General features: G+C 61.0%; 15 protein-coding genes. 2 read left to right on the top strand and 13 right to left on the bottom strand.

Annotated features, from left to right (window positions below; all coding sequences use genetic code 11):
• Nucleotides 1-41: 41 nt before the first annotated feature.
• The 13 genes from E3T27_RS04105 to E3T27_RS04045 all read right to left on the bottom strand — a co-directional run bounded on the left by E3T27_RS04105 (nt 42) and on the right by E3T27_RS04045 (nt 14,892).
• Nucleotides 42-713: a 2-oxo acid dehydrogenase subunit E2 gene (locus tag E3T27_RS04105; protein WP_134571788.1), complete on the bottom strand. Its 672-nt coding sequence runs from the start codon at nt 711-713 to the stop codon at nt 42-44.
• Entirely contained in the window at nt 713-1,582 is an 870-nt protein-coding gene (locus tag E3T27_RS04100) for a class II fructose-bisphosphate aldolase (RefSeq protein WP_134571668.1), read from the bottom strand. The genes E3T27_RS04105 and E3T27_RS04100 overlap by 1 nt, the downstream gene beginning before the upstream one ends.
• A 39-nt stretch (nt 1,583-1,621) precedes the next feature.
• Nucleotides 1,622-3,181: an FGGY family carbohydrate kinase gene (locus E3T27_RS04095; protein ID WP_166786090.1), complete on the bottom strand. Its 1,560-nt coding sequence runs from the start codon at nt 3,179-3,181 to the stop codon at nt 1,622-1,624.
• Nucleotides 3,178-4,902 (bottom strand): glycerol-3-phosphate dehydrogenase/oxidase, encoded by a 1,725-nt coding sequence (locus tag E3T27_RS04090; RefSeq protein WP_134571666.1) that lies wholly within the window; start codon nt 4,900-4,902, stop codon nt 3,178-3,180. Before E3T27_RS04090 ends, E3T27_RS04095 begins: the two co-directional genes overlap by 4 nt.
• 38 nt (nt 4,903-4,940) lie before the next feature.
• Entirely contained in the window at nt 4,941-5,183 is a 243-nt protein-coding gene (locus tag E3T27_RS04085) for a biotin/lipoyl-containing protein (RefSeq protein WP_104126184.1), read from the bottom strand.
• An 18-nt stretch (nt 5,184-5,201) separates the two neighbouring features.
• On the bottom strand, nt 5,202-6,230 hold the full coding sequence (locus E3T27_RS04080) for an alpha-ketoacid dehydrogenase subunit beta (RefSeq protein ID WP_134547494.1): 1,029 nt from the start codon (nt 6,228-6,230) through the stop codon (nt 5,202-5,204).
• A complete protein-coding gene (locus tag E3T27_RS04075) occupies nt 6,227-7,210 on the bottom strand; it encodes a thiamine pyrophosphate-dependent dehydrogenase E1 component subunit alpha (RefSeq protein WP_198416472.1) in 984 nt (327 codons plus the stop codon). The genes E3T27_RS04080 and E3T27_RS04075 overlap by 4 nt, the downstream gene beginning before the upstream one ends.
• Before the next feature lie 74 nt (nt 7,211-7,284).
• Nucleotides 7,285-8,217 carry an HAD-IIA family hydrolase gene (locus E3T27_RS04070; protein ID WP_241992109.1) on the bottom strand — a complete coding sequence of 311 codons (933 nt, stop codon included), beginning with the start codon at nt 8,215-8,217 and terminating at the stop codon, nt 7,285-7,287.
• Nucleotides 8,214-9,719 carry a xylulokinase gene (locus E3T27_RS04065; protein ID WP_134571665.1) on the bottom strand — a complete coding sequence of 502 codons (1,506 nt, stop codon included), beginning with the start codon at nt 9,717-9,719 and terminating at the stop codon, nt 8,214-8,216. The genes E3T27_RS04070 and E3T27_RS04065 overlap by 4 nt, the downstream gene beginning before the upstream one ends.
• On the bottom strand, nt 9,716-11,158 hold the full coding sequence (locus E3T27_RS04060) for an iron-containing alcohol dehydrogenase (RefSeq protein ID WP_134571664.1): 1,443 nt from the start codon (nt 11,156-11,158) through the stop codon (nt 9,716-9,718). Before E3T27_RS04060 ends, E3T27_RS04065 begins: the two co-directional genes overlap by 4 nt.
• Nucleotides 11,155-12,192: an ABC transporter permease gene (locus E3T27_RS04055; RefSeq protein ID WP_198416471.1), complete on the bottom strand. Its 1,038-nt coding sequence runs from the start codon at nt 12,190-12,192 to the stop codon at nt 11,155-11,157. Before E3T27_RS04055 ends, E3T27_RS04060 begins: the two co-directional genes overlap by 4 nt.
• Before the next feature lie 3 nt (nt 12,193-12,195).
• A complete protein-coding gene (locus E3T27_RS04050) occupies nt 12,196-13,806 on the bottom strand; it encodes a sugar ABC transporter ATP-binding protein (protein WP_134571663.1) in 1,611 nt (536 codons plus the stop codon).
• A 78-nt stretch (nt 13,807-13,884) separates the two neighbouring features.
• Nucleotides 13,885-14,892 (bottom strand): substrate-binding domain-containing protein, encoded by a 1,008-nt coding sequence (locus E3T27_RS04045; RefSeq protein WP_134571662.1) that lies wholly within the window; start codon nt 14,890-14,892, stop codon nt 13,885-13,887.
• 219 nt (nt 14,893-15,111) lie between these two features.
• On the opposite strand from E3T27_RS04045, the gene E3T27_RS04040 reads away from it, so the two are divergent.
• Both E3T27_RS04040 and E3T27_RS04035 read left to right on the top strand, forming a co-directional pair.
• Nucleotides 15,112-16,134, top strand: a complete 1,023-nt coding sequence (locus E3T27_RS04040) for a GAF and ANTAR domain-containing protein (RefSeq protein WP_338144886.1) — start codon at nt 15,112-15,114, stop codon at nt 16,132-16,134.
• 11 nt (nt 16,135-16,145) lie between these two features.
• Nucleotides 16,146-16,622 (top strand): WYL domain-containing protein, encoded by a 477-nt coding sequence (locus tag E3T27_RS04035; protein WP_134571661.1) that lies wholly within the window; start codon nt 16,146-16,148, stop codon nt 16,620-16,622.
• The last annotated feature ends 22 nt before the right edge of the window (nt 16,623-16,644 follow it).

Here is a 16,644-nt window from a genome sequence, read left to right as displayed (position 1 = left end):
CCGCACCGCGAGTCGCCGCCACCGTCACCGAATGCACGTTGTTAAAGCGGCGCTTCCAGTTTCGTCTTCAACGCCGCGAGAAATTCGGCCGCAACCGCGCCATCCAGGGCGCGGTGATCCGACGTCAGGGTCAATTCGGCGATCGGGCGCCAACCCCCGCCATCGTCAGTCCAGACATTTCGTCGGATCGTGGCTCCAACCGCCAGGATCGCAGCCTGGGGCGCATTCACGATGGCATCGAAGCGGGTCACCCCGAGCATGCCGAGATTCGAAATCGTAAACGTCCCTCCGGTGATGTCGTCGCGCCCCAGTCCGCCGGAACGTGCACGGCCGACGATGTCGCGCCTACGCTGAGCGATCTCTTCAAGATCCAACTGATCGGCGTTGTGAATAATCGGAACTGTCAGACCTTTCTCTGTGGCGACCGCTATTCCGACGTGAGCTCGGGGGAAAGATATGACCGCTTCGCCGTCGACGTGGACATTCACTGCCGGCACCACGGTCAGAGCATGCGCGGTTGCGCGAACAAGCACGTCAGTCACTGTCGCCCCCGGTACGACGACCTTGGCACGCGATGCCTCCGTCATGTCGACCTCCACCGTGAGGTGGAACACCGGCGCTTCCCACGCCGTGACCATGCGCCGCGCTGCGGTTCGACGCATGCCCTTCAGCTCGGTGCGCTGACCCTCGTCGAGATCGAGTGCTTGAGTCATCACGCCCGCGCTTCGGTCAGGACGGCGGTCGTCGAGGCGCCGGCACACCCGTACTCGCGCATCTTTGCGATCGTCGCTTCGATCATCTGGCGCTTTCCTTCAGACAGGGCATCTTCGAGCTGGCGGTCACCGTGCGCCCAGGTCTCTTCGATACCGCGGCGAAAGGCATGGCGGAGATCGGTATCAGCGTTCAGCTTGTGCACGCCAGCCGCGATCGCGGCGCTGATATCCGACTCCGGCACTCCCGACGCTCCGTGCAGAACGAGGGGAACGCCCGTCACATCTCGAATGCGCTGGATTCGGTCGATGTCGAGGGGCAGGGGGGCACCGGACGTGATGCCGTGCATCACGCCTGCTGAGATCGCCAGGAAGTCGACACCGGTTTCCGCGACGAATCTTTCGGCTTCGTCGACGTTGGTGTAGTGCGCCGACCAGTCAATACCGTTGGATGCATCGGGAATGCTACCCAGTTCGGCTTCCACCGGAACGCCGAATGAATGTGCGACCTGAACGACGTAGCGGGTAGTTTTCACGTTTTCTTCGAACGGCAAATGAGAGCCGTCGAACATGATCGAGTCAAATCCGAGACGCAGGGCTTCGAAGACCTCGTCGTAGGTACCGTGGTCGAGGTGGATGACCGCATCCGCTCCCGTACCGTCGAGTTCATGACGGGTCATGCGGTACGCGGCCTCGAGACCCAAATGAGGAACGATCGCCCGCCCGACCTGCAGGAACACTGGCGATTGAGCGCGAATCGACGCTTCAATCAGTGCTTGCGTGGTCTCAGGGTTGTGCATATTGAAACCACCTACTGCATAGCCGCCTGCTCGGGCGCGGGCAACATAGTTTTCAGCTGTCTTCGTGGTCATCATGATCCTCTCGATTGGTTCAGTTGTGAGACCAGCACGTCAGTGTGCGGCCAGTATCGGGACGGGATTTGAAACCGTCCCGTTAGTCGGGTGAGGTGGTGCCGGCGGCATCATGCGCGCGGATCGCACGGCAGCCTGCCAACCGCCGTAGAGCTGGTCGCGACGATCGCTGCTCATACGGGGCTCGAATACTCGCTCCGCGCGCCACGTCTCGCGCACGAGATCTTGCGCGTCCCACAGACCCACCTCCGCTCCGGCAATATAGGCGACTCCGAGAGCGGTGCGTTCGAGACCCTCCGGCCGAACAACCGGCATGCCGAGGATGTCTGCTTGAAACTGGCACAGAAAGTTGTTGCAGACTGCTTTTCCATCCACCTTCAGCGACGTCACGTTCGTACCGCCGGCGCGCAGAGCATCAAGGTTGTCGCGCGTCTGGTAGGCCATGGCTTCAAGCGCCGCGCGAACGATTTGGTCGATGCCCGTGTCAAGAGTCAACCCAAAAATTGATGCGCGGACGTCTTTGTCCCAGTAAGGGTCGCAGAGGCCGGCGAATGCGGGAACAAAGTAGACGCCCTGGGTGTCTGTGACCCGTTCTGCGATGCGCTCCATCTCCGCGACAGATCCAACCGCGCGCATCTTGTCACGCAGCCAATGGAGCGTCTGCCCGCTATGGAATACCACCCCTTCGACTTCGTAGCTGGTGAGCCCGGGAATGTTCATCGCCACGCTGGTGGTCATTCCGGGCAGGAGCAGAGGGCTGCTCCCGACGTTGGCGACGAGCACGCCAGCGGTTCCAAATGTGTTCTTGACGGAACCTTCGTCGAAGCATCCCTGCCCAAAGAGCCCGGCCTGTTGATCAGCGATGATCGCCTGGATGGGTATGTAATGGCCGACGCCACCGGGCAGAATGCTGGGGTCAAGGTAGCCGAAATGCGAATTAGAGGCACGCACCTCGGGAAGAAGCTCCTGGGGGATTCCGTAGACGTCGCACAGTCGGTCGTCCCACACGAGTTCGTTGATGTTGAGCAGTGCCGTTCGCGACGCTGATGTCGCATCGGTGACGTGCTCACGCCCGCCAGTGAGGTTCCAGACAAGCCAGGTGTCGACTGTTCCGGCAGCGTAGGCGCCCGTGCCGGCCAGTGCTTTGAGTCCCGGAACATTTTCGATGAACCAGGCCAGTTTGGGGGCTGAGAAAAACGAGTCGTTCCGGAGGCCGGTGCGCGTGCGGATCTCGGCATCGAGCCCCAGGTCTGACCAGCGCTGCACGATCTCATCGGTCTGATGCGAAGACCACATGATCGCGTTGTGAACGGGGATGGAGGTAGAACGATTCCAGATCAGACAGGTTTCCCGGTGAGTCGTCACCCCGACCGTTGCGATGTCGCGCGCCGTCAGCCCCGACCGGGCCATTACCTCGTCGATCGCTGCCCGCATCGCAGTCCACAGCTGGGCTGGGTCGAGCTCGACCCAGCCGTGGTTGGGGAAAAGGGGCGTGAGTGAATTTGATGCCTCCGCCACGATCCGCCCGTCCGTATCGACGAGTACCGCCCGCGCGCTGCTCGACCCTTCGTCGAGCGCGAGGACATAGCGGCCTGTCATAGGTCCGCCCCGCTCTGGAGGGCGACGTCGTCGACGGTCAACCCACTTTCCCGTTCCCCCGATGTCACGCGAACGGGAATTTGCGCTGCGGGTCGGCCGGGCACTGCCAGGTGGCCGAGCCATTCAACGTAGCCCTCGATCTCATTCTGGATACGGTCTTCATCCCAGCCGTTGATCGCCGCCATGATCGTCGCGATCCGCTCGGCGCCCTCAATGCCGTGATCCGGTTCAAACGCCAGCAGGAGACGTCTCGCCATGACGTCCGTGAGAGTTCGGGCGAATTCTTCAGCGATGGCGAAGACCACTTCAGCAGCCAGCGCCCCCGACTTCTCGTCGACGATCTCAGCAAGTCTGGCGTCGTCACTCACGAGAGCCACTATGTTCGCTGCCCGCACCCCGTACAGAGCGAGGAGGCGCTTCGCCACTAACGGTGGCAAATCGCCGTTCGCAATGAACGCCTTCGAGAACGTCTCATAGTTTGCAACTCGAGCACCAGGAAGTGGGCTGGTCAGAGTGATTGTTTTGACCTTCTTGGCGCCCAGACTGCGAAGCGCCAGGTTGACGGCGTCCTCTGAGAGCTGCCGGAACGTCGTGAGCTTACCCCCGATGACGGAAAAGAGGCCCTCGACGCCGTCTTCAGCGTGGTCGTGGATGATATGGCTGCGCGGAATCTTCCATTCGGGCACACCGGGAGCGTACGGCAGTGGTCGCACTCCGCTGTACGTGTACAGGACATCGTCGGTGCTCAATTTTGCGCCCGGTACCAGAGTGTTGACCTCGTTGAGAAGGTAGTCGATTTCCGACTGTTCTGCGCGAGCAGAGTCCGGCTCCTCGTCGTAGAGGTTGTCCGTGCACCCGATGAGGTATCTGCCCATCCACGGTATGACGAGGACCAGACGGCCATCGGCCTGCGACTCGTAGTACACGACGTCGCGCGGCGCCCCGGGGAAGGGCGCCACGACGATATGGCTTCCTTTGGAGCCGCCGATGAATCGGGGTGAACTGACTCCCCCAAAATCAGCCAGCAGGCGGTCGACCCACGGTCCAGCGGCGTTCATGACCACCCGTCCGCGCACGGAATGACGTTCTCCCGTGATCGAATCGGTGTACTCGACGCCGGTCACTCGAGAATCGGACTTCAACAGCCCATCGACTCGGGAGTGGGTGACGATGTCGGCCCCGTCACTTTTAGCGGCTACCGCCAGTTCAACGCAGAGGCGCTCGGCATATTCAACCTGACCGTCGATGAAGACCGCGGAACCGGTGAGTCCGGCAGGTTCCATCCCGGTGAAGCGGGACAGCACCGCGCGCTTCGTCAGAATGCTGTGGTTGGGTTGCTTCTTGTCCCACGAGAGTACGTCGTAGGCGATCATGCCGAGGCGGATCAACCACGACGGCCGCTTGTTGCGGGCATAGAAAGGCATGAGAAGCGGCACAGGCTTCACCAGGTGGGGAGCGAGCTTGAAGAGGCGCTCGCGCTCCTTCAGGGATTCGCGAACCAGGGCGAAGTCCTTATGCTCCAGGTATCGGAGACCCCCGTGAATCAGTCGCCCCGACCACGCGGACACGCCGCTGCAAATATCTTCCTGGTCGATGACAATCGTTCGCAAGCCTCGCGCAGCAGCGTCGCGCGCAATGCCGAGTCCATTAATGCCAGCACCCACGACGACGAGGTCGTAGGGTGCGCGGGTGTCGCCGGCGTTCGCTAAAGATGCGCTCATGGCTCCTCCTCCTTCGTTGTTTTCGTTGAGGCCCGCGTTTAGTCGGTTTCGATCACAGCGAGAATGGTGCGGACCTCGACTGAGGAACCTTCCTCGACCAAGATCTCAACCAGGGTTCCCGTGGCAGGTGACTCGAGGGTTTCCTCAACCTTCTCCGCCTCGACCTCCGCCAGAGGTTCGTCTTCATCGACGTGGTCGCCCACCTTCTTGAGCCACTCGACGATTGCCCCTTCACTCATTCCCATTCCCCACTGGGGAAGCAACACATCTATACGCGCCATTTGGTTCCTCTTTCGTTATTAAACTGCGGCTGCGACCGGCTGAAGCGCCGGCAGGTCGACGACGCGCCGAATGGCAGCCGCGATTGTGGCCTTCGTCGGGTACATCTGCTTTTCGAGCGAGGGGCTAAAGGGAATTTGCATGTCCGGTGCCGTCACACGAATAATCGGGGCTTTGAGAGAATCAAAGATTTCTTCCGCGACGAGCGCACTGATCTCTGCCGCTGCACCGCAGGTGCGGTGCGCCGGCTCGGCTACAACCAAGCGCCCAGTCTTCGCCACCGACCGCAAAATGGCGTCACGGTCGAGTGGAACGAGCGTTCTCGGATCAATGACCTCGACGGACACGCCTTCCTGTGCGAGTTCTTCCGCTGCAGCCACTGCCTCTGGCACTGAGCTCGAGATAGCGACGACGGTGACGTCCGTTCCTTCCCGCGCCGTGCGTGCGACCCCAAGCGGAATCCAAAACTCGTTCTCGTCGACGTCCTCCTTTGCACTCCACAGGAGGCAGGCCTCGAAACTGAGGATTGGGTCGTCGGAGTCGACCGCGGAGCGGAGCAGCCCTTTTGCGTCTGCGGGCGTGGCAGGGGCAATGATTTTCAGTCCGGGGACGTTCATGAACATCGGATACGGACGGTCCGAGTGGTGCGCGCCGGTGTTCAGTCCATAGAACATGGCGGAGCGGAAGACTACGGGCATCGAGGCCTGGCCGCCGAACATGTACCGGTTTTTCGCCACCTGGTTCACGAACTGGTCCATGGCCATATAAAGGAAGCTCGAGTAGGAGAGGTCGACTATCGGGCGCAGCCCGGTCATCGCAGCACCAGCGGCCGCGCCAACAATGCCCTCCTCGGAGATCGGGGTATTGCGAATGCGGTTCTTGCCATACCGCTGCAGAAAATCACCCTTATCGCTGCGGGATTTGCCGCCGCCGGTAGTGCCATAGACATTCGCTTCGACATCTTCGCCGATGATGATGACGCGCTCGTCGGCGTCCATGGCCTCGCGCTGGGCTGCGCCGATAGCACCCAAATAGCTCATCACAGTCATGCTGCGGACTCCTTGTCGGTGTAGAGGTCGTCGAAGGCGACCGAGAGATCGGGGTAGGGACTCGCGTCCGAGAACGCGACAGCCGCGTCGACCTCGGCGAGCGCAGTGGCCTGGAGGCCATCGAGCTCATCGTCAGAGAATCCCTGAGATGCCAGATAGTGACGAAAGAGGATGATGGGATCCTTCTTCAACCAGGCTTCGCGCTCACCTGCGTCTCGGTAGTCCGTGCCGAGTCTCAGCCCTTCGGAGTGTTCGTTGTACCGGTAGGTCATGACCTCTACCAGTGTGGGACCGTCCCCGGCGCGCGCCCGTGCTACCGCTTCGGAGACCGCGTCGTAGACAGCCAGAACATCCTGTCCTTCTTCAACTCTGATTCCGGGCATCCCGAATCCAGCGGCGCGTTCGGAAATGATGCCCGATGTGACGGTGTGTGCCGGAGTGCTCAGCGCGTACTGGTTGTTTTCGCACAGAAAGATCATCGGGAGGTCCCACACGCCGGCCATGTTCATCGACTCGTAGAGGACCCCCTGATTGGCGGCTCCATCGCCGAAGAAGGCGAGCGCTACTTTGCCGTTGTTCAGCACCTTCGACGACAGGGCTGCTCCATTGGCAATCGGGATGGACGACCCCACAATGCCGGACTCACCAAGACTTCCTACTGCGAAATCAGCGAGGTGGAGCGAGCCACCCTTACCTTTACAGACGCCCGTCGCCTTGCCTGCAAGTTCAGCCATAAGAGGGCCGAGCGGTGAGCCTTTTCCGATGGGGTGCCCGTGGCTGCGGTGGTTTCCACTCATGTAGTCACCGGCACCGAGTGCCATCGTGGCGCCGACAACCTGCGCTTCTTGCCCGATACTGGTGTGAACAGTGCCGGGAATGTGGCCGCGTTTCACCATCTTGGATGCGCGCTCATCGAACGCTCGGATTCTCAACATTCGCAGCTGCATTTCACGCAGGGTATCGCGTGCCAGTTCGGCCATTGGGAACCGCCTCTCTCTCGACTTCTTCGTCTGCGTTCACGAGTGAATATTCATTCGTGTTATGAAACTCTATGCTACGCAGTTCTGTGTCCCACTGCAAGCGATTTCGATGGGACATCAGACCAACCGAGTTGATGCCGTACAGCCGCCGGAATGACATGGTCTACTCGGTCAAGAATGTAAGTGGGCTGGTCCGCTGCAGCAGTGCGCGCCACCGAGTCGAGGTCGGCATCCCCGGTGAGCACAAGCGCGGAGTCCATCCGGGCATCCACGGCCATTTTCACATCTGTGTAGAGTCGATCTCCCGTCATAAGGCATTGCTCAGGCCGTAGCCCCAGGGTTGCCATCACCGTTTCCAGCATGATCACGCTGGGCTTACCGGCGTTGGCGACGCAGGACACACCGGTACACGCCTCGATCGCCGCGACGATCGCCGCCGCGTCAGGTTCACCGCGGCCACCAGGAAACGGGCAATAGCGATCCAGATTGGTCGCCACCAGGATCGCATCCCGCTTCCACAGTGCGTCGAATGCGATTTGAAGCTTGGAATAGTCGAATCCTCGGTCATAGCTCGCCAAGACGATGTCTATCTCATCGGGGTCAGACGACGTCGGGATGCCCGCATCCTGCAGCGCCGTGATCAGCGGTTGTTCAGCAATCGGGTAGACCGTTTTGCCGGGGTGTTCACGCCTGAGCCAGGCGACCATGCTCACCACTGAGTTGACAACCTCCTCGGGCGCAACCTGAATGCCGAGTTTCGTGAGTTTGGCTACGTACATTGCCCGGTCGAGCGTTGGGTTGTTCGAGAGAAACACCACCCGACGTCTCGTCTCGCGGAGGTGCGTCAAAAGCTGGAGCGCTCCGGGAAGAAGCTCCTCGCCCAGGTAGATGGTGCCGTCCAGGTCGAACAGGTAGGCGTCGTAGACGCGTTCGGGCAGCGCCCGCGGTGCGTCGTCATCCGTCTGCGCCGCGGGCGAGCTCAGGCTGGTCGCCGTCGTCTCACTCACGCCATCACTTCGATCCGGTCGTGGAAGAAGGAGCGGAACGCGGGGTAGATCGCGGCGTATCGGCGGTAGAGCGCTTCGTAGTCGTCGGCCGCTTTCGGGTCGGGTTCATATCGAAACTCGGTGGCGCTCATGGCCTCGGCGGCGTGGCGGATGCTGGGAAAAAGTCCCGCCCCGAAGGCTGCGAGCATGCCAGCACCCAGACAGGTTGTCTCCCTCTGGCGCGACAAGACAACGGGCCGGCGCAGAACATCCGCGATTATCTGACACCAGAGCGGGCATTGCGAGCCGCCTCCCATAGCGACGAACTCTTCCACAGTGTCCCCCGTTGCTTGCTCAACCTGGTCTTGACTCAGCCGCAGTTCGAAGGCGACGCCCTCCAGGACGGCGCGATAGATGTGGGCGCGGCGATGCACGCCCTGAAGGCCCACCATGATGCCGCGGGCTTCATGGTCCCAGTACGGCGTGAGCGCTCCGTTCCAGTAGGGGACGACATACAGGCCGTCACTGCCGCGAGGCACGACCGCCGCTTCGGACTCGAGGGTCGCCTCGACCCCGCCGCGAAACTCCTCCGAGCAATGAGTGAACGTGTCGATGAACCAGGAGATCATGTACGTGCCGGCCCCCACGAAGGTCTCGTACGTGAAGCTGCCGGGTATCGTACCCAGCATCGCTCGATACGCCCTGTCGGGCTGGTACTGAGAGGAATACGTTCCAGAGATCAGACCGGTACCGATATTGAGGTAGGCCCGCCCCGGCGCCGCGACCCCCGCGCCGAGGCCGGCGCACTGTCCGTCACCGGCTCCCGCGACGATAAGCGTGCCAGGGAGCAGACCGAGAAGCTCTGCGGCATCGACAGTGAGGCCTCCGATGACGTCTCCGGGAAAGTGCAGCGTTGACAGTTGAGAGCGGTCGAGACCGAGGTGTGTCAGGACGGCCGGGTCGTAGTCACCGGTTCGAATATCGACGAGGCCGGTAGGGTCCATACTTGCTGTCGAGGTCGCCCAGAGGTCGGTCATGCAGTGCACCAGATAGCCATGAACCTCGACGACGTGCGCCGTACGCCGTAAATTCTCGGGTTCATGCTCGGCCATCCAGAGCAATTTATAGTACGAAACGGTTGTGTTCGGTGGCTTACCGGTACGGTCGTGTACATCGGCCGAACCAAACCGGTCCACTTGCTCGCCGGCCCTGGAATCGAGCCACAGCATCGCCGGTCGCACGGCTTCGCCGTCGTCGTCGAGGCACACGAAACTCTCGCGCTGGTGGGTTACGGTCAGGGACGCAACACGCCTGACGTCGAGGCCCGCGACGGCACTGCGCACCGCGCTTTGCATAGCTGTCCACCATTGGCGCGGATCTTGTTCGCCGCGCCCCGGCGCGGGGATACTCAAATCAAGTTCGGCCCGACCACTCGACACCTCGGTGCCATCCGCGTTCCAGACACTCGCTTTCGCGCCGGTGGTTGAGCAGTCCACCGCGATGACCACGCGCTCATCGCTCATGACGTCGGCTCGCTCTCCGCCTGAAAGGCCTGCTCGATCACCACGTCCACGTCGGCTGGCGTCCACCAACCGAGGAGGAAGAGCAGGTCGATGACCGTGAAGCGGTCGCGCATGAAGAGGCAATTCGCGACAGCCCACCGCCAGATGTCCGGGGTGACCCATTCGACAAGGTCACCCGGCGTTGTGGGTGAGCCCGCAGCAAGCAGACCGGCAGACAACGACGCGGGCGTGGGGACCGCGGCAGCAATCGCGACGCCATCGGAGACCGCGTTGGCGACCATGCCCTTCATGCGCTCCGGGTCGGCGTTCCACGCTTCGATCTTGCGGGCGTAATCGGACCAGCATTCCTCACCTCGACCGCCGGTCTCGTCGCAGACATCGAACGCTCGCTTCACCTGCTGTTCGAGGTCGCTCGCAGCGGGGAAACGTACTGTGAACCCACCCTCGGCCACTCGGCGGCGCAAGAGGTCCCACGCTGCGGACGCAACCTGAGTTGCAACGCCAACCTGAGCTCCGTGGAGGCCGATCGGCAAATTGTGGGCGGCGGCATACATGTCGAGCATGTGCGAAACGACATGTTCAACACCGGAGAGGCAGGCCGTTGTACCCGCAATCCCTGTGCCCATTCCACGAATGGCGAGCATCCGGGTCAGGTCAAGCACGACTCCGGGGGCACCCTCGGCGAGGCCATCCGCCCAGGTGGCGGGGTCACCGGCGAACTCGAGCAGGAAATCCCGCGGGGTCAGCCGAAAACTGTTGTCGAAGCCCAAGCGGTTGGCGAGTTCCCAGTCAGCAGGAGCGGTGTAGAGCGAGAGCACCTCACCAAAACCGGCAGTGTTCATGGCAACGGGTGCGTCTGCGATTGTCGTGGTGTCGGCGAGCACGACGTCGGGCCAGCGGGATGGGATCGTGCGCTTCACCCCATTGCGCAGGACCACCGAGACGTTGTCGGTAAAGCCGTCGACGGATGCTGCGGTTTGCACGATCACGAGCGGGATTCCTCCCAAGCGATCGGTGGCCACTTTCCCGATGTCGGAAATAGTGCCACTACCGATCGCGACGGCGCAGTCATAACCTTTGATAGCAGCCGTCGCAGTTTCGAGCGCGTCTTCGTCGGCGTGCAGCTGTCCCCCGTGGCCGAGCACGACAATCTCGATCGTGAACGCTTCGGCAAGGAGCTCGCACAGTTGCTGCTTCAGGTCACGGCCGTCGCGCAGGATGGCCGTCTCGTCGACCAGCACTGCGACTCGACGCGTTCCGGTCGGTCCGTCGGCCACCAGGCTTTTCACCGCTGGGACTAAATCGAAGCTGGCTTGGGGCGAGATCACCAGGGCCCGGATACCGAGCGGAACCAGGTCGACAGCGTCGGCCGTTGAGGCGATGACCGCGCGGATCGCGTCGAGGTCGGTGGGATCGGTGATTGAGGCGAATGTACTCATGTGTGCCTTCTGCTCGACTTTCGGTCAGTGAGTACCGCGGCGGCGATAACGGCGCCAATAACCACGGGCTGGAGGTTGGCGGAGACGTTCAGAAGCGACATTCCGTTGTTCAGGACTCCGATGATGAGGAGTCCGACGAACGTGCCGAGGAGACTGCCCGACCCGCCAGAGAGGCTGGCACCGCCGATGACCACTACGGCGATAACGTTGAGGAGGTCAGCTGCGCCAGCGGTGGGCTGCGCGGAGTCGAGTCGTGATGTGACCAGGAGGCCTGCTACTGCCGCTAATAATCCGGCGATGGTATAGACCAAGATTTTGGCGCGGCGCACGGGAAGTCCGGAAAGTCGAGCCACCTCCTCATTTCCGCCGATCGCATAGAGCGCACGGCCCGACGGCCGGAACTTCAGCCAGAATGCCGCGATGGCGAATATTGCGACGAGAATAACGCCCTCGATAGGGATGCCGAGAATGCTGGTAGCTGTGATCGCAATGAACCAGTCGGGGAACCCCGTGATGGGGTTGCCATTCGTGATGAACAACGCGAGGCCAGCCGCTGCAGACATCGTTGCCAGCGTTGCGATGAACGGTTGCAGTTTGCCGTAGGCGGTCAGGATGCCGTTGATGAGGCCGACGAGGGCGCCCACGATAAGGCCCGCAAGGAGCGCGACCTCGAAAGGCCAACCGGCCATTTTGTACATTGCGGCCATGGACATCGAGCTGAGCGCCAGCACGGAGCCAACGGAAAGGTCGATACCTCCCAGGAGGATGATCAGTAGCGCTCCGACCGACATGACGCCGACCGCTGAAACCTGGCTCAAAATATTGAGCAAGTTGCGTGGCGTCAGGAAGTACGGGGATAGGAATGAGAGTGCGACGAATATCACGATCAGGCCGATCAGGGGACCGGGAATTTGGCTCATTATGCGCCGGAACCGGTTCGTGTTGACGGACGCAGCAGACGAAGGCGCGACCTCGCCGTGGGCGGGAGAAGAGTCTGGCCGAGGCGGCGTGACGTTGCGGTCGATTATGGCCATGGTTCAGTTCTCCTGCGTTCTGATCGTCGTTTGATACTCTGCTTCGCCGTCGATCGGCGACTCCAGTGGGGATTCTTTTGGGACGTTGCTGAGCGCGAGGGCCATGACGGCTTCCGGTGTCGCATCGGCGCGATCGAGAATCGCCCGCTGGAGGCCACCGGACATCACGAGCACGCGGTGCGACAGGCCGAGTACTTCTTCGAGTTCTGATGAAACGACGATGACGCCGACGCCGGTTTCAGCTAGGGCTCTGATGGTCTCGTAGATCGTCATCTTCGCTCCGACGTCGACCCCCCTGGTGGGCTCGTCGAGGATGAGTACTTTGGGCTCGTTCACCAGCCACTTCGCCAGCAGGACCTTCTGCTGATTTCCGCCCGAGAGAGAGCCCACGGGAATGTCGAGCCGTCCGCGGATGTCAAGGAAATCCCGCAGCTTGTTCGCGGTTGCTGTCACCTTCTTCTTGGTGATGATTCCGGCTGAGCTCAGCTTTTTTTCCCACGGAAGGGTGATGTTTTCGGCACCGGTTCGGTCCAGGTTGAGTCCTTGGCCCTTCCGGTCTTCGGGAACCATCGCGATCCCAGCGTCGATTCCCGACCGTGGGTTCCTGATCTGAACGACCTCGCCGTGCACCTTGATTTCCCCGGCGTCGGCTACATCCGCTCCGGCGATAGTTCGCACAACCTCGGTTCGGCCAGCTCCCACGAGCCCAGCGAAACCGAAAATTTCGCCCCGGTGAACATCGAAGTCGATGCCCGCGAATACTCCAGTCTTGCTCAATCCTGTGACGGAGAGTGCAATCTCGCTGGTAGCGGGCTGTGGCGCCCGGTGGGAAAAAACGAAGTCGCGGCCGACCATCGCCTTGACCATTTCATCTTTCGTGATCTCACTTGCCGGCCAATTTCCTACCAACGCGCCGTCCCTAAGGCACACGATCGTATCCGCGACTTCTTTGATCTCTTCCAGGCGGTGGGAAATGTACACGATTCCTACACCACGTTGTCTCAACGCCGCGATCTGAGCGAAAACATGTTGAGTTTCGGACTGGCCGAGTGAGGCCGAGGGCTCATCGAAAATGATGTATTTCGGTTCGCGGGAGAGAGCGCGTGCGATCTCGATTTCCTGCTGCGCCGCGATGGAAAGTCCTGCAACGGGACGGCGCGGATCAGTCTGTGAACCGACAAGCTCGAGGTATTCCCTCGCCTCGTCGTTGATGCGATTGCGATCGATCACTCCTCGCCGACGAGGCAGCCTCCCGATAAAGATGTTCTCCGCTACCGACAACTCCGGAACCATACGAATCTCTTGATGAATAAGCGCGACGCCATTTTTTAAGGCATCTGAAGGCCGAGTTGGTTCGTAAGGGACGCCGTCAATGGTCATCGAGCCGCCGTTGGCTTCAACTATGCCCGCGATAATCGACGACGTTGTCGACTTTCCAGCCCCGTTCTCGCCGATGAGTCCAATGACGTTCCCGGGCCGGAGCGTAATGTCAACGCTCTTGAGTACGGGAACTCCCCAGTAGCTTTTGGAAAGCCCCGTGCAAATAAGACCCGAAGAATCTCCGTCTGCCGGGCCTTCGTGAATTGTGTGTGCGAGTGTCTGTACCACTGTCATCCATTCATTGCGATCGCAATAGAACCGGTGGAAGACGGTCTAACGCAGTTAACACGTCTCCCACCGGCAGCTGTTCGATTACTTGAAGTCAGGACCGTAGAACTTCGCGGGATCGTTGTCAGCGACGTTCTCACCGGTGACGAGCACCGTGTCCTGGTACTGGAGTTCGGGAATGTCGCCGCCGTTTCCCTCGGCAATCTTCACCGCGTCCTGCACCGATAGCTGCCCCATAAGGTACGGCTGCTGCGCCATCGTGGCCTGGGTGAGTCCGTCTGCGACCGCCGTGAACATCGTCGGGAATCCGTCGATACCGACGAAGACCAAGCCGGTGCGGCCTTCCTGCTGCGCCGCCTTAGCTGCGCCCAGAGCCATGGCGTCGCTTTCACCGAAAATTGCCTTCAAGTCGGGATTTGCCGTCAGGATATTCTGCGCGGCGGTGAACGCCTTGGTCTCGTCCCAACCGGCTGATTCCTGAGCGACGACTGTGACGTCGGGATAGTTGGCCAGTGCGTTTGCACAACCTTCGCTGCGCTGCAACTCCGCGGTGGAGCCAAGCGGGCCTTGGAGGATCGCTATGTCGCCGGCGCCACCGAACTGGTCAAACATCCAGGTGCACAGCTTCTCGGCTGCCGCGACACTGTCCGTCGCGATGTAGGTCGCAAGTTTGCCCTTACCAGACTCGGGCTTTTGGTCGACGGCAATGATCGGAATACCGGCGTCATTGGCCAGCTTGACGCCGGCTGCTGCCGACGTTGCGTCCTGGGCGATGAAAATGATCACGTCGACCTGCTGGGTGATCAAATCCTGAACCTGGTTGACCTGCTGACCGGAATTGTTATTGGCGGAGAGCGTGACGAGTTTATAGCCGGCTTCGTCTGCAGCCTGCTCCATTCCGTCCACGGCTGCAACGTAGAACAGTGACTTTTGGTCAGCGACTGCAATCCCAATCGTTTTGCCATTAGCGCTGCCGCTTCCGGACGCGCCTGTCGGGGAGATAGTCGGGCTGCAGCCGGTAAAGAGCAGAGCGGCCGATAAGGCGGCTGCGGTCGCGATCATACGTTTTGGGCGAAATTTCATACTCTGCATGCGTTTCTCCTTTGAAACAGTTCACGGCTTGGTGCATATTTATTCATAAGCTGATCGACCATGCGGCCTTGATCGAGTGTGGCACGCCCTCCAAAGGTCTGTCAAGAACCTGCCCTGCTCCGAACCCATTGGCCTACCCGACTGAGCACGCAGGCCGGGAAGAATTCGACGGCGGCGCTAAGTCCAATGACCGCGTGGAGCTGTTCGAAGAAGTCGAGGATGATGATCGGCGAACGTGGTCGGCGAACTTGGCAAATATCGCGGGCCATCTTCGGGGGAATGAACGCGATAAGTGCGGCCGATACCGTCGCCGAGCGGGTCGCCCAGCGCGGCCGAGATCGCTTGGCCGGGATCACGACCCAGAGCGGCTGGCTGATCGTTCCGCTGACGGTGACAACGTCGCTGAAGGTGAGAACGTCGCTGACCAACAGCAGGATAGTGACGGGAAGGAAGACGCCTTCCTCCCAAAATACTGAGATTCGGGCGGAGCTCGTTACCAATTGTGGGAAGGAGTCCAGAATGATACGTATGACGAATCTGTCTCGCGCCTCGCTGGTGAGCGGAGCATTTGTGCAACTGGCTGACGCGCTGGTGGGAGAGTACGACTCTGCTGATCTCCTGCGTACTTTGGTCGATCAGTGTGTTGTGTTGCTCGACGCCACGGCAGCGGGTCTTCTCCTGGCAGATCAACAGGGCAATCTTCAGGTCATCGCCTCCACGAGTGAGGAAAGCCGTCGGGTCGAGGTGCTGCAACACGAGGCCGGCGCCGGTCCATGCGTTGACGCCTATCGTTCCGGCACGGTCGTCACCCTGAGCGATATTGCAACGGATGGTAACGACTATCCTGTTTTTCAGGCAGCAGCGCTGGCCCAAGGTTTTCAATCCGTACACGCCATTCCGATGCGCTTTCGTCCAAATACAATCGGCGCACTGAACCTGTTTCGAAGTCACAAAGGTGCGTTGAGTGATGAGGATGCGGTCATCGGGCAGGCCCTGGCCGACGTGGCGACCATCACTCTCCTTCACGAACGTACAGCTCGAAAAAACGCGACGGTGAACGCTCAGCTTCAACACGCACTGAACAGCCGAGTTTTCATCGAGCAGGCAAAGGGCGTCATCGCGGCACGCAACAACATCAATATGGATGAGGCCTTCAAGCGTCTCCGCGCGCACGCCCGTTCGCGCCAGGAGCCTATGCACAGAAGTGCCGCTGACGTGATCAACAATCTGATTCTGATCTAGACGGTGTATCCCTGCGGCGCCGGCTGAACCGGTGGTCGAAAGAATCCCCGACACGGAACTGCCCGAGCCGCCGCTACTCGGGAGACACCACAAACCGACAGCTTGAACCGTTGCACCTCGTGCATACGATGGGCCACTGGTACCTCCTCGCCTACAGCCTCGATGCTGCCGACTGGCGAACCTTTCGCGTTGACCGCCTCAGCGAGGCGCAGGTCACCGACAAGCCCGGCTACCCGCGAAAACCTCCAGCCGACGACCTGCGCGAAGATGTGACGATGCACGTAGCAAGCGGATGGTGCCTGGTGACCGGGACCGTTCGCGTGCACGCTCCGCACGCTCCGCGCGCCACGGTCGCCCCTGGATCACACCGCCTGGGGAACAGTCCCGCTTCTGGCAGTCCTTCGGGTGCCTTGAGCGTGCGGGCACGTTTCCCGGCTCGGGAGGTCGAAGCCCCAGATTCGAAGGTGCAGACTCTTTGCTCACAGTGAGCGCAAAAAAGCGGCCGGACCT

Origin of the sequence: Cryobacterium lyxosi (assembly GCF_004403345.1) — a bacterium.
Classification (GTDB): domain Bacteria; phylum Actinomycetota; class Actinomycetes; order Actinomycetales; family Microbacteriaceae; genus Cryobacterium; species Cryobacterium lyxosi.
The sequence above is the reverse complement of the archived record's forward strand: the minus strand, read 5'-3'. Positions and strand labels throughout refer to the sequence as shown.

Coding starts and splice junctions, on each gene's coding strand:
- E3T27_RS04105 (WP_134571788.1), bottom strand. CDS start 713: ATGACTCAAGCACTCGATCTCGACGAGGGTCAGCGCACCGAGCTGAAG.
- E3T27_RS04100 (WP_134571668.1), bottom strand. CDS start 1,582: ATGACCACGAAGACAGCTGAAAACTATGTTGCCCGCGCCCGAGCAGGC.
- E3T27_RS04095 (WP_166786090.1), bottom strand. CDS start 3,181: ATGACAGGCCGCTATGTCCTCGCGCTCGACGAAGGGTCGAGCAGCGCG.
- E3T27_RS04090 (WP_134571666.1), bottom strand. CDS start 4,902: ATGAGCGCATCTTTAGCGAACGCCGGCGACACCCGCGCACCCTACGAC.
- E3T27_RS04085 (WP_104126184.1), bottom strand. CDS start 5,183: ATGGCGCGTATAGATGTGTTGCTTCCCCAGTGGGGAATGGGAATGAGT.
- E3T27_RS04080 (WP_134547494.1), bottom strand. CDS start 6,230: ATGACTGTGATGAGCTATTTGGGTGCTATCGGCGCAGCCCAGCGCGAG.
- E3T27_RS04075 (WP_198416472.1), bottom strand. CDS start 7,210: ATGGCCGAACTGGCACGCGATACCCTGCGTGAAATGCAGCTGCGAATG.
- E3T27_RS04065 (WP_134571665.1), bottom strand. CDS start 9,719: ATGAGCGATGAGCGCGTGGTCATCGCGGTGGACTGCTCAACCACCGGC.
- E3T27_RS04060 (WP_134571664.1), bottom strand. CDS start 11,158: ATGAGTACATTCGCCTCAATCACCGATCCCACCGACCTCGACGCGATC.
- E3T27_RS04055 (WP_198416471.1), bottom strand. CDS start 12,192: ATGGCCATAATCGACCGCAACGTCACGCCGCCTCGGCCAGACTCTTCT.
- E3T27_RS04050 (WP_134571663.1), bottom strand. CDS start 13,806: ATGACAGTGGTACAGACACTCGCACACACAATTCACGAAGGCCCGGCA.
- E3T27_RS04045 (WP_134571662.1), bottom strand. CDS start 14,892: ATGCAGAGTATGAAATTTCGCCCAAAACGTATGATCGCGACCGCAGCC.
- E3T27_RS04040 (WP_338144886.1), top strand. CDS start 15,112: ATGATGATCGGCGAACGTGGTCGGCGAACTTGGCAAATATCGCGGGCC.